Source organism: Actinocrinis sp. (assembly GCF_035938995.1).
GTDB lineage: Bacteria > Actinomycetota > Actinomycetes > Streptomycetales > Catenulisporaceae > DASZGI01.
In genome coordinates, this window is the sequence record NZ_DASZGI010000416.1 from 17,936 (window position 1) to 29,944 (window position 12,009).

Annotated in this window: 10 protein-coding genes and 1 pseudogene; 8 read left to right on the forward strand and 3 right to left on the reverse strand. The window is 70.5% G+C overall.

Going from position 1 to position 12,009, the window contains the following annotated elements; genetic code table 11:
• Positions 1-36: 36 nt before the first annotated feature.
• Entirely contained in the window at positions 37-1,380 is a 1,344-nt protein-coding gene (locus VGZ32_RS28095) for a UDP-glucose/GDP-mannose dehydrogenase family protein (protein WP_326889254.1), read from the forward strand.
• Positions 1,381-1,426: 46 nt separating this feature from the next.
• Here the strand turns inward: VGZ32_RS28095 and VGZ32_RS28100 are convergent, their stop codons facing one another.
• Both VGZ32_RS28100 and VGZ32_RS28105 read right to left on the reverse strand, forming a co-directional pair.
• Positions 1,427-1,855 carry a globin gene (locus VGZ32_RS28100; RefSeq protein ID WP_349263783.1) on the reverse strand — a complete coding sequence of 143 codons (429 nt, stop codon included), beginning with the start codon at positions 1,853-1,855 and terminating at the stop codon, positions 1,427-1,429.
• Positions 1,856-1,882: 27 nt separating this feature from the next.
• Positions 1,883-2,890: a TrmB family transcriptional regulator gene (locus VGZ32_RS28105; RefSeq protein WP_326889256.1), complete on the reverse strand. Its 1,008-nt coding sequence runs from the start codon at positions 2,888-2,890 to the stop codon at positions 1,883-1,885.
• A 339-nt stretch (positions 2,891-3,229) separates the two neighbouring features.
• Here VGZ32_RS28105 and groES point away from each other — a divergent pair, with 339 nt between their 5' ends.
• A complete protein-coding gene (gene groES, locus VGZ32_RS28110) occupies positions 3,230-3,553 on the forward strand; it encodes a co-chaperone GroES (protein ID WP_414642616.1) in 324 nt (107 codons plus the stop codon).
• 136 nt (positions 3,554-3,689) lie between these two features.
• Positions 3,690-5,312, forward strand: coding sequence for a chaperonin GroEL (gene groL / locus VGZ32_RS28115; protein WP_326889258.1), 1,623 nt, complete (start codon positions 3,690-3,692; stop codon positions 5,310-5,312).
• Positions 5,313-5,665: 353 nt separating this feature from the next.
• Here groL and VGZ32_RS28965 read toward each other — a convergent pair.
• Positions 5,666-5,965: pseudogene (locus VGZ32_RS28965) on the reverse strand (WhiB family transcriptional regulator); the annotation flags it as partial.
• 183 nt (positions 5,966-6,148) lie between these two features.
• On the opposite strand from VGZ32_RS28965, the gene VGZ32_RS28125 reads away from it, so the two are divergent.
• The 5 genes from VGZ32_RS28125 to VGZ32_RS28145 form a co-directional block, all read left to right on the forward strand.
• The gene (locus VGZ32_RS28125; RefSeq protein WP_326889260.1) at positions 6,149-6,523 is read left to right on the forward strand and encodes a hypothetical protein; all 375 of its coding nucleotides are present in this window, start codon (positions 6,149-6,151) and stop codon (positions 6,521-6,523) included.
• A 257-nt stretch (positions 6,524-6,780) separates the two neighbouring features.
• Positions 6,781-7,392: a response regulator transcription factor gene (locus VGZ32_RS28130; protein WP_324840749.1), complete on the forward strand. Its 612-nt coding sequence runs from the start codon at positions 6,781-6,783 to the stop codon at positions 7,390-7,392.
• Between the two features lie 135 nt (positions 7,393-7,527).
• Positions 7,528-9,027, forward strand: a complete 1,500-nt coding sequence (gene guaB / locus VGZ32_RS28135) for an IMP dehydrogenase (protein WP_326889261.1) — start codon at positions 7,528-7,530, stop codon at positions 9,025-9,027.
• 40 nt (positions 9,028-9,067) lie between these two features.
• Entirely contained in the window at positions 9,068-10,174 is a 1,107-nt protein-coding gene (locus tag VGZ32_RS28140) for a GuaB3 family IMP dehydrogenase-related protein (RefSeq protein WP_326889262.1), read from the forward strand.
• A gap of 153 nt (positions 10,175-10,327) precedes the next feature.
• The coding region (locus VGZ32_RS28145) for a glycerol-3-phosphate dehydrogenase/oxidase (protein WP_326889263.1) at positions 10,328-12,009 on the forward strand (1,682 nt) is incomplete at its 3' end.

The window sequence follows — 12,009 nt, forward strand, 5'->3', positions numbered from 1 at the left end:
TCTATAGGGCACTGAAGAAAGCAAGGGGAGACCTTCGTGAGTGACCTGACCAACGCGGCTACCTCAGCGCCGCGCGTCACCGTCATCGGGACCGGCTACCTCGGGGCCACGCACGCCATCTGCATGGCCGTGCTCGGCTTCGACGTCCTCGGTGTAGACGTGGCCGAGGACAAGGTGGACCGGCTGAACGCGGGCGAGGTGCCCTTCTTCGAGCCCGGGTTGCCCGAGCTGCTCACGAAGGCGCTCGACTCCGGGCGGCTGCGCTTCACCACGGACTATGCGGAGGCCGGGGCGTTCGGCGACGTGCACTTCCTGTGCGTCGGCACGCCGCAGAAGCCGGGCTCCAACGCCGCCGACCTCACCTATGTGGAGAGCGCGGTCTCGGCCCTCGCCCCGCACCTGAACCGCAGGTCGCTGATCGCGGGTAAGTCGACCGTCCCGGTCGGCACCGCGGCCCGGCTCGCCGGGCTGGTGCGCGAGCTGGCCCCCTCCGACGAGGTCGAGCTGGCCTGGAACCCCGAGTTCCTGCGCGAGGGCTTCGCGGTCGAGGACACGCTGCGCCCCGACCGCCTGGTCTTCGGCGTCGCGTCGGCGTGGGCCGAGGAGCAGCTGCGCGCCGCGTTCGGGCCGGTGATCGAGAACGGCACGCCGGTCGTGGTCACCGACCTGCCCACCGCGGAGCTGGTGAAGGTGGCCGCGAACTCCTTCCTGGCCACCAAGATCTCCTACATCAACGCCATGGCCGAGGTCTGCGAGGCCACCGGCGCCGACGTGCAGCAGCTGGCGCAGGCGCTGTCCTACGACACCCGCATCGGTGGCCGGTTCCTGCGGCCGGGCCTCGGCTTTGGCGGCGGCTGCCTGCCTAAGGACATCCGGGCCTTCGCGCACCGGGCCGAGGAGCTCGGCGTCGGGCAGGCGGTCGCGTTCCTGCACGAGGTGGACGCGATCAACCGGCGCCGCCGCGAACGCACCGTCGACCTGGTGCGCGAACTGGCCGGCGGTTCGCTGTCCGGAGTCCGGGTCGCCGCGCTCGGCGCCGCGTTCAAGCCGGACTCCGACGACGTCCGGGACGCCCCGGCGCTGGATGTCGCGCGGATGCTCCAGGAGGGCGGCGCGATCGTACGCGTCTACGACCCACAGGCTGTGGAGAACGCCCGCCGCGCGTACCCGGACCTCGAATACGCCACCAGCACCTTCGACGCGGCCCGTGACGCCGACGTGGTCGTGCTGCTGACGGAGTGGAACGAGTTCCGCGAGGTGGACCCGAACGCGCTCGCCGACGTCGTCGCGCACCGCCGTGTGGTCGACGGGCGGCACGCCCTCCACGCGGAGGGGTACCGCGCAGCGGGCTGGGAGTACCGGGCGCTCGGCCGCCCGTGAAGAAGGAGGTGGGGGTCGCGCGTCGCGAGGCGATGCGCGACCCCCACTACTCCGCGTTCACCATGAACTGCGCGGCGCGCGCCAAGTACTCCCACAGTTCACGCTCGTCCTCCGGCTTGAGTCCGAGTTCGTCGACGGCTTCGCGCATGTGGTGCAGCCACCGGTCGCGGGCGAGTGCGTCGACGCGGAACGGGGCGTGCCTCATCCGCAGGCGGGGATGGCCGCGCTGGTCGCTATAAGTGGTGGGGCCGCCCCAATACTGGATGAGGAACAGGGTCAGCCGCTCCTCGGCGGGGCCGAGGTCCTCTTCCGGATAAAGCGGCCGCAGCAGCGGATCGCGCGCGACACCCTCATAGAAGCGGTGCACCAGGGCACGGAAGACCGGCTCGCCGCCCACTCGGTCGTACAGCGACTTCGACTCCCGTACCGGCGTCCGGTCCTGCTCCGTGGTCCGCTCCTCGCTCACTTTGCCCATCCTAATTGGGCGCTACCCGGGCCGGTGCTACCCAAGCCAGTGCCGATGCCGGGCGTGCCAACCGAGCTGGAGACGGGTGCTGACGCCGGCCAGCTCCATCATGTGCGCCACGCGCCGCTGCACGGTTCGCAGGCCGAGACCGAGCTGCTTGGCTATCGCCGCGTCCGTGGAGCCGAGCATCAGCAGCGAGAGGATCCGCAGATCCAGGCCGGTCGGCTCGTTCTGCGGCTCCGCCTCGATCCCGCCCGCTTCGCCCAGGCGCACTGGCACCGCCCGCTCCCATACCGACTCGAACAACCCGATCAGCAGCCGGATCAGCCCGGGAGCGCGCACGTACATGGCCACCGGTTCGCGACCGGTGTCCGGGTTCGAACCGTCGCTGAGCGGCACCAGCGCGACCGAACGGTCCGCCACGATCAGCTTGGCCGGGACCCGCTCGACCACCCGGGACTGCGGCGACTTGCCGCCGTGCAGCGCGAGGCCGTCGATCGCGCCGGGGAACTCCAGCGCCTCTCGCTCCAGCACGACCCGGTACCGCACCCCCCGGGCGATCGCCTGTTCCTCCGCCGGGCTCTCGCCGGGGCCCACCACCTCGTACCGGGCCTCGGACATGACCATCAGCTCGTGCACCGCGCCTCGCTGGACCTGCTCGAACCGCTGAAGCACCGCCTCAGCCCCACAGACCACCTCGACGAGATCGCGGGACGAGCGGTCCGCGGCAGCGCTGCGGTACGACTCGGCCAGCGCCGCCAGAGCAAGCTCCGCCTTGTGTAAGGCGTAGCGGTGCTCAGCAAGCAGCGCGCCGAGCGCGACCGCCGGAGGCGCGGCCGCGTAAGCGCCGGCCACGTCCCCGTTCCCAGTGGCAGCCTGGCGCGTGACCAGGCCGAGCTCGACCAGCAGCTCCACCGCCGTCTTGACCGCTTCGCCGGCCAGCTCGGTCCGCTCGGCGAGCGTATGAGCGTCGGCCGTCCCCGCAGCGACCAGCTCCTGGTAGACGCGCTCGGACAGCGCGTCCAGACCGAGGATGTCAAGCATCTCGCCCCGTCCCCCCTGCGAGGTGGTGTGCCGCGTGGCAGCGCGCGGCGCACTCTCGCGTATTCACATGTGCTCCTCCCGTTAGGTGAACGCGCTTTTGATTATCGGGTGTCGCAGCCGGTGAATGGCGTGTGCTTTTCTCGCGGCTCGTTCCGGGTGAACACTCGGGGCGGTGTCTGGCACTCGGGTTGACCGAGTGCTAGGCCTCGACATAACCTCTCGATTGGCACTCTCATGCCGAGGGTGCCAGCGCCACACCGTCCCCCTGGCACCCGCGACGACAGGCGTGGATGGTGGCCCCAAGTCAACCGGCGGGACCGAGAAGCCCGCCGCAGTGAAGTGCCTGTCGAAGGAGAGGTCACGACCGTGGCTACCGTTGCCATCAAGCCGCTTGAGGACCGTGTCGTCGTCAAGCCGCTGGACGCCGAGCAGACCACCGCCTCCGGCCTGGTCATCCCGGACACCGCCAAGGAGAAGCCGCAGGAGGGTGTCGTCCTGGCGGTCGGCCCGGGCCGGTTCGAGGACGGCCAGCGCCTGCCCCTCGACGTCAAGGAGGGCGACGTCGTCCTGTACTCGAAGTACGGCGGCACCGAGGTCAAGTACAACAACGAGGAGTACCTCGTCCTGTCGGCGCGCGACCTGCTCGCCGTCATCACCAAGTAACACCCCGGTCGGCCAGGTCACTGGCGGGCGGGTCCGAAGGGCCGCGTCCCCGCGAGCCCCGCGACGTGCGCGCGTGGCGGGGCGCGGCCTTCCGTCTGCCCCCGTATTTCTTTCCTAGAAGGGACACTTGGCACCGATGGCCAAGATGCTTCAGTTCGACGAGGACGCCCGCCGCAAGCTCGAGCGCGGCGTCAACGCGCTCGCCGACGCGGTCAAGGTGACGATCGGTCCCAAGGGCCGCAACGTCGTCATCAGCAAGAGCTTCGGCGCGCCGACCATCACCAACGACGGCGTGACCATCGCCCGCGAGATCGAGCTCGAGGACCCGTACGAGAACCTCGGCGCGCAGCTGGCCAAGGAAGTCGCGACCAAGACCAACGACATCGCGGGCGACGGCACCACCACCGCGACCGTGCTGGCCCAGGCGATGGTCCGGGAGGGACTGCGCAACGTGGCCGCCGGCGCCAACCCGACCTCGCTCAAGCGCGGCATCGACGCGGCGGTCAAGGCGGTCTCCGACCACCTGCTCGCCTCCGCCAAGCCGGTGGAGACCAAGGAGTCGATCGCGCACGTCGGCGCGATCTCGGCGCAGGACCGGGCGATCGGCGAGCTGATCGCCGAGGCGATGGACAAGGTCGGCAAGGACGGCGTCATCACCGTCGAAGAGTCCAACACCATGGGCCTGGAGCTGGAGTTCACCGAGGGCCTGCAGTTCGACAAGGGGTATCTGTCCCCGTACATGGTGACCGACCAGGAGCGCATGGAGGCCGTCCTCGAGGACGCCTACATCCTGATCAACCAGGGCAAGATCTCCTCGGTCGCCGAGCTGCTGCCGGTGCTGGAGAAGGTGGCCCAGGCCCGCAAGCCGCTGCTGATCATCGCCGAGGACGTCGAGGGCGAGGCGCTGTCCACCCTGGTCGTCAACAAGATCCGCGGCACCTTCAACTCGGTCGCGGTCAAGGCCCCGGGCTTCGGCGACCGGCGCAAGGCCATGCTCCAGGACATCGCGATCCTGACCGGCGCCCAGGTGGTGGCCCCCGAGGTCGGCCTGAAGCTGGACCAGGTGGGCGTCGAGGTGCTCGGCACCGCCCGCCGGATCACCATCACCAAGGACGACACCACCGTCGTCGACGGCGCGGGCGACGCGCAGGAGGTGGCGGACCGGATCAAGCAGCTCAAGGCCGAGATCGAGGCTTCGGACTCGGACTGGGACCGGGAGAAGCTGCAGGAGCGCCTGGCCAAGCTGGCCGGAGGCGTCTGCGTGATCCGGGTCGGCGCGGCCACCGAGGTCGAGCTCAAGGAGAAGAAGCACCGCCTGGAGGACGCGATCTCGGCCACCCGCGCCGCGGTCGAGGAGGGCATCGTCTCCGGCGGCGGTTCCGCGCTGGTGCACGCCGCCGCGATCCTGGCCGAGGGCCTCGGCAAGGCCGGCGACGAGGCGACCGGCGTGTCCGTGGTGCGCAAGGCGATGGTCGAGCCGCTGCGCTGGATCGCCGAGAACGCCGGGCTTGAGGGCTACGTGGTGACCAACAAGGTCGGCCAGCTCGAGGCGGGCCACGGCCTGAACGCGGCCACCGGCGAGTACGTGGACCTGATCGCGGCCGGCGTCATCGACCCGGTCAAGGTCACCCGCTCCGCGCTGGCGAACGCGGCGTCGATCGCGTCGATGCTGCTGACGACCGAGACGCTGGTCGTCGAGAAGCCGGCGCCCAAGGAGGACGAGGGCCACTCGCACGGCGGCCACGGGCACAGCCACTGAGCCGGATCTGCCGCGCCGGTGCTCGTTCGATAAGACACGTGCGAAGCCGGACCCGTCGAGGTGACGGGTCCGGCTTCACGCGCGTCTTAGGGCGATCGCCCGGCGAGACGTCAGGCCTTGACCAACGGCTTCGCGGCCTTGCGCGTCGGCGCCTTGCGGCTCGGCGGCTTGGACGAGGCCGGCGAACCGCCCGACTTCGTCGGCGCGGGCGCTGCCGGCTTCGCAGCCGCCGCCCCGGCGACCACGACCGGCCTTGTTCCGGACAGCCTGCTCCCCGCCTCCGCCGCCCGTGCCTTGTCCCGCAGCAGCTTCTCCTTCAGCCGCTCCTGCTGGGCGCGCGCGGCCTTCTCCCGCGCCGCCTGTGCCCGAGCCAGGGCCTTCTGCCGCGCGTGGTGTTCCTCGCGTTCCTCCTCCGTCATGCCACCCCAGACGCCGTAGGGCTCGCGCACCTTAAGTGCGTGGTCCGCGCACGATATCTGCACCGGGCAGTTCATGCAGATCTCCTTCGCCGCGGTTTCGCGGCTGGAGCGCGCCGCGCCGCGCTCCCCCTCCGGGTGGAAGAACAGCGAACTGTCCTTGCCCCGGCACAGCCCGCGCAACTGCCAGTCCCAGAGGTCCGCGTTGGGCCCGGGAAGCCGGGAGAAGTCAGCCATCGCCTCTTCAGTCCTTTCTCGAGCCCCCAGGGGCGCCGCGGTTGTCATCCATCCCAGAGCGCGACCGGTCTCGAGCTCGGGCCGGTCGGTGATTGGACGTGCGATGAGCAGGCGTTCCCCGGTTCGGGTGGTGTTGCCGTTACCGGGGCCTATACCCACCTGTTTGCTCGGTAAGTGACCTGTATGTTCTCCCCCTACGAACGGGTCAACGCGGCGACGTCGATCAGCGCAGTGTGCAGGGCCGATGACGGTGAGTATTTTCGCACCGGGTATGACGCGGCTGAAGTCGCCCGCCGAGTGGGGGTGGATTCGGGCACTCTGCGTGACTGGAGCCGGGTCTGCGGCCGGGGTCCGCGGTACACCGCGATCGACGTGGTGCGCTTCGAGACCATGGCGCGCCTCGTGCGCTCTGGCGTGCCGGTGGCGCGCGCCGCCGTGCTTCTAGCCGTGTCCGAACCCATGCGTGACCTCAGTTTTTCCGTCCGCGTCGAGCCTTCCGAAACCGTTCGCCCCGGTACAGACTGGAGCTGTCATGACACGACGGCGGAAACCTGTTGAGCCTCCGGCGTGGACGCCCCGCCCCACCGGCGCCGCGGCGTCTAGGCGGGACTGAACGGGTGACGCCAGGCCCCCCACAAAATCGATCTTGAGCTGGGATGGTTCGCCGACGGCCACCCGATTGTGCGTAACGCTTTCGGGTGATGCTCGTTGAGCCAGGACGGACGGACCGGAATCCGCTGGCTGAAACGCCTGCGGGCCGGGCTCGGCCGCAACTGATCCGCAGGCATACGTATCCACTGTGCGTGGAGGCACACATGACGTCCATCCTGGTCTGTGACGACTCACCGCTGGCCCGCGAGACGCTCCGCCGGGCGGTGGCCACGGTGCCCGGCGTGGACCGAGTCACCACGGCGAGCAGCGGCGAGGAGGTGCTCCGTCGCTGGACCGCGGACCGGGTCGACCTGGTCCTGATGGACGTGCGGATGCCCGGCCTCGGCGGGGTCGAAACGGTGCGCCGCCTGGTGTCCACCGACCCGACCGCCCGCGTCATCATGCTCACCATGGCCGAGGACCTGGACGGCGTCGCCCTTGCGGTGGCCTCCGGCGCCCGCGGCTACCTGCACAAGGACGCCTCCCGGGCGGAACTGCGGGCCACCGTCTCGCAGGCGCTGGCCGACCCGACCTGGCGGCTGGCCCCGCGCCGGCTGCGCCCGGCGGAGGTCGGCTCCGCCCCGACGCTGACCGCGCGGGAGATCCAGGTGCTCGAGGGAATGAGCCACGGCCGCTCCAACGCTGAGATCGGCAGAGACCTCTTCCTGTCGGAGGACACCGTCAAGACGCACGCCCGGCGGCTGTTCAAGAAGCTCGGCGCGTCCGACCGCGCGCACGCCGTCGCCCTGGGATTCCGCTGGGGCTTGGTCCGCTGATCACTGCGGGCGGGCGGGTCCCGGGCACTGAGTAGACAGGGGTCCTCCCGAGTCGCAGTGAACAGCGCGGGCGGGCGGGTCCCGGGCGCCGACTAGACTGGGGGTCCTTCCCCGATCGCTGCCCGGGAGGCGCCGATGTCCGAGTCCGAGATCCCCGAGAAGTTCGGTCTGCTTGGGCTGACCTTTGACGACGTGCTGCTGGTGCCGGCGGTCTCGGACCTGGTGCCCGGCGAGTCGGACACCACCGCGCGGCTGACCCGCAACATCTCTGTGCGCGTCCCGCTGGTGTCCGCCGCGATGGACACCGTGACCGAGGCGCGCATGGCCATCGCCATGGCGCGCCAGGGCGGGGCGGGCGTGCTGCACCGAAACCTTCCCGGTGAGGACCAGGCCGCCCAGGTCGACCTGGTCAAGCGGTCCGAGTCCGGCATGATCACCCAGCCCGTGACCGTCGGACCTGAGGCGACCCTCGCCGACGTCGACGCGCTCTGCGCCAAGTACCGCATCAGCGGCCTGCCGGTGGTCGACCCGGCCGGGCAGCTGATCGGCATAGTGACCAACCGCGACCTGCGCTTCGAGCCGGACAAGGGCCGGCTGGTGCGTGACGTGATGACCAAGCCGCCGCTGGTGACCGGGCGCGTCGGCATCTCCGGCGCCGAGGCGATGAAGCTGATGGCCGCGCACAAGATCGAGAAGCTGCCGCTGGTCGACGAGGGCGGCAAGCTGCATGGCCTGATCACGGTCAAGGACTTCACCAAGACCGAGCAGTACCCGCACGCCACCAAAGACGCCGAGGGCCGCCTGGTCGTCGGCGCGGCGGTCGGCGTCGGGGACGACGCGATCCGCCGGGCCATGCTCCTGGTGGACGCGGGCGTGGACTTCATCGTCGTGGACGTCGCGCACGGCCACTCCAGGGCGCTGTGCGAGACCGTCGCGAAGATCAAGGCGAACTCGCGGGTGGACGTGATCGGCGGCAACGTGGTCACCGCGGCCGGAGCGCGGGCGCTGATCGAAGCCGGGGTGGACGCGGTCAAGGTGGGCGTCGGGCCGGGCTCGATCTGTACCACGCGGGTCGTCGCGGGCGTCGGGATGCCGCAGGTGACCGCCATCTACGAGGTCGCGCGCTCGGCGCAGCCCGCGAACGTCCCGGTGATCGGCGACGGCGGCCTCCAGTACTCCGGCGACATCGCCAAAGCCATCGCGGCCGGTGCGGACACGGTCATGCTCGGCTCGCTGCTGGCCGGCTGCGAGGAGTCCCCTGGCGACCTGATCTTCATCAACGGCAAGCAGTACAAGTCGTACCGGGGGATGGGCTCGCTCGCCGCGATGTCCTCGCGCGGCAAGGCCGAGGGTAAGGCGTACTCCCGCGACCGGTACGCCCAGCAGGACGTGGCCTCCGACGACAAGCTCATCCCCGAAGGCATCGAGGGCCAGGTCCCGTACCGCGGCCCGCTGTCCGCCGTCGCGCACCAGCTGATCGGCGGGGTCAAGCAGGCGATGTTCTACACCGGCTCGCGCACCATCGCGGACCTGCAGGACGCGCGGCTGGTCCGGATCACCTCGGCCGGGCTCAAGGAGAGCCACCCGCACGACATCCAGATGACGGTCGAGGCGCCGAACTACCACTCCCGGTAGTGTCGGTCCGCCCGTCAGCCGCGACGAGAGGTAGAGGTCCGTGTCCGAGGTCGAGATCGGCCGTTCCAAGCGCGCCCGCCAGGCCTACGGGTTCGACGACGTGGCGCTGGTGCCGTCGCGGCGCACCCGCGATCCCGAGGACGTCTCGATCGACTGGCAGATCGACGCGTACCGGCTGAGCCTGCCGTTCCTGGCCGCGCCCATGGACTCGGTGGTCTCCCCGGCGACGGCCATCGCGATCGGGCGGCTCGGCGGGGTGGGCGTGCTCGACCTCGAAGGGCTGTGGACCCGGTACACGGAACCGGAGCCGCTGCTCGCGGAGATCGCCGACCTGCCCGCCGAGCGCGTGGTTAAGCGGCTGCGAGAGATCTATGCCGAGCCGGTGAAGGAAGAGCTCATCGTCGCCCGGATCAAGCAGATCCGCGACGCGGGGGTTGTCGCGGCTGGGGCGCTTTCCCCGCAGCGCACCGTGCAGTTCTACAAGACAGTCGTGAGCGCTGGGGTGGATCTGTTTGTCATCCGCGGCACGACGCTGTCCGCCGAGCACGTCTCGCACCACACGGAGGCGCTCAACCTCAAGCAGTTCGTGTATGACCTCGACGTCCCCGTGGTCGCGGGCGGCGTGGCCACTTACAAGGGCGCGCTGCACCTGATGCGTTCAGGCGCGGCGGGTGTGCTGGTCGGCTTCGGCGGCGGCTCCTCGCACACCACCAAGAACGTCCTCGGCATCGCGGTCCCGATGGCCACCGCGATCTCGGACGTCGCCGCGGCCCGGCGCGACTACCTGGACGAGTCGGGCGGCCGGTACGTGCACGTGATCGCGGACGGCGCGATGGGCGGCAGCGGCGAGATCGCGAAGGCGATCGCGTGTGGCGCCGACGGTGTGATGATCGGATCGCCGCTGGCCCGCGCGGTCGAGGCACCCGGACGCGGCCACCACTGGGGCGCCGAGGCGTGGCACGGCTCCGTACCGCGCGGGATCCGCACCAACCTGGGGACCGTCGGGACGCTCGAGGAGATCCTGGTCGGGCCCTCGAACACCGCGGACGGGACGATGAACCTGTTCGGCGCGCTGCGCCGGGCGATGGCCACGACCGGTTACTCCGACCTCAAGGAATTCCAGCGCGTCGAACTGACGGTCCGGTGAGTCGGCCCGATCGCGGCGGTCGGCGGTGGCTGACCTCTGCCGGCCTCTGCCGACCTCGAAGATTCCTTAACGCCGCCCTGCGAAAGAGTGAACACCCCGCTCGTCGTGCCCTTCGCATAGCGCGACCCAAGCGTGAGCGGGCATCGTAGTTCTATGCGGAGCGCGAAACTGGGACCGGAAGAGCGGAGGGCGGCGCTGAGGGCGCTGGCCGGATCCGAGCTGGACGTGTTGGTCGTCGGTGGCGGGGTGACCGGGGCCGGGACCGCGTTGGACGCGGTCACCCGGGGCCTGTCGGTCGGCCTCGTCGAGCAGCGGGACTGGGCGTCGGGCACGTCGAGCCGCTCGTCCAAGCTGATCCACGGCGGCCTGCGCTATCTGGAGATGCTCGACTTCGCGCTGGTCCGCGAGGCGCTTAAGGAACGTGGACTGCTTGTCGAGCGTCTCGCGCCCCACCTGGTGCGCCCCGTGGCGTTTCTGTATCCGCTCACCGGGCATGGCTGGGAGCGCTGGTATGCGGGCTCGGGCGTCGCCCTCTACGACGCGATGAGCTACACCTCGGGCCACGGCCGGGGTCTGCCGCCGCACCGGCATCTGACCCGCCGTCACGCGCTGCGTGTCGCCCCGTCACTGAAGAAGAGCGCGCTGGTCGGCGCGATCCAGTACTACGACGCACAGGTGGACGACGCGCGTTTCGTCACCACGCTCGTGCGCACCGCGGCGTCGTTTGGTGCGCAGGTGGCGAACCGGACGCGGGTGATCGGCTTCCTGCGCGAGGGTGAGCGGGTCACCGGCGCGGTGGTGCGCGACGAGGAGGGTGGCGAGCAGTTCGAGATCCGGGCGCGGCAGGTGGTCAACGCCACCGGCGTGTGGACCGACGAGACGCAGGCGATGGTCGGTGAACGCGGCAAGTTCCACGTGACCGCGTCCAAGGGCGTGCACCTGGTCGTCCCGAAGGACCGCATCCAGTCGTCGTCGGGCATCATCCTGCGCACCGAGAAGTCGGTCCTGTTCGTGATCCCATGGGGGCGGCACTGGATCATCGGCACCACGGACACCGCCTGGACCCTCGACAAGGCGCACCCGGCCGCCAGCGCGACGGACATCGACTACGTGCTCGGGCACGTGAACCGGGTGCTCACCACTGAACTCACGCGCGAGGACGTCGAGGGTGTGTACGCGGGCCTGCGACCGCTGCTGTCCGGGGAGTCGGAGGAGACCTCGAAGCTCTCCCGCGAACACGTCGTCGCCCACGCCGCGCCCGGCCTGGTGGTCGTCGCGGGCGGCAAGTACACCACGTACCGGGTCATGGCGGCGGATGCGGTGGACGCGGCGGTGCACGGGCTCGACCGCGGCCTGCCGAAGTCGTGCACCGACACGCTGCCCCTGCTTGGCGCGGACGGCTACCAGGCGCTGTGGAACGGCCGCGCGCGTCTGGCCGCGGCAAGCGGGCTGCACGTGGCAAGGATCGAGCACCTGCTGGGCCGCTACGGCTCGCTGGCCGAAGAGGTGCTCAACCTCATCGAGAAGGACCGGTCCCTGGCGCAGCCGCTCGAAGGAGCGGAAGACTACCTGCGCGCCGAGGTGGTCTACGCGGCCTCGCACGAGGGGGCTGTCCACCTGGACGACGTCCTCGCCCGCCGCACCCGCGTCTCGTTCGAGACATTCGACCGCGGCGTGGGCTCGGCCCGCCCGGCAGCCGAGCTGATGGCCGGGACGCTCGGCTGGGACGGCGAGCGCGTCGAGCGGGAGATCGCCCACTACACGGCGCAGATCGCGGCCGAGCGGGAGTCCCAGTTGCAGCCGGACGACCAGTCAGCCGACGCCGCACGGATGGG

What these genes read in the sequence shown, in the direction of transcription:
- VGZ32_RS28130 (WP_324840749.1), top strand. Translation starts at nt 6,781, where the DNA reads ATGACGTCCATCCTGGTCTGTGACGACTCACCGCTGGCCCGCGAGACG.
- VGZ32_RS28105 (WP_326889256.1), bottom strand. Translation starts at nt 2,890, where the DNA reads ATGCTTGACATCCTCGGTCTGGACGCGCTGTCCGAGCGCGTCTACCAG.
- VGZ32_RS28125 (WP_326889260.1), top strand. Translation starts at nt 6,149, where the DNA reads ATGTTCTCCCCCTACGAACGGGTCAACGCGGCGACGTCGATCAGCGCA.
- VGZ32_RS28100 (WP_349263783.1), bottom strand. Translation starts at nt 1,855, where the DNA reads ATGGGCAAAGTGAGCGAGGAGCGGACCACGGAGCAGGACCGGACGCCG.
- groL (WP_326889258.1), top strand. Translation starts at nt 3,690, where the DNA reads ATGGCCAAGATGCTTCAGTTCGACGAGGACGCCCGCCGCAAGCTCGAG.
- guaB (WP_326889261.1), top strand. Translation starts at nt 7,528, where the DNA reads ATGTCCGAGTCCGAGATCCCCGAGAAGTTCGGTCTGCTTGGGCTGACC.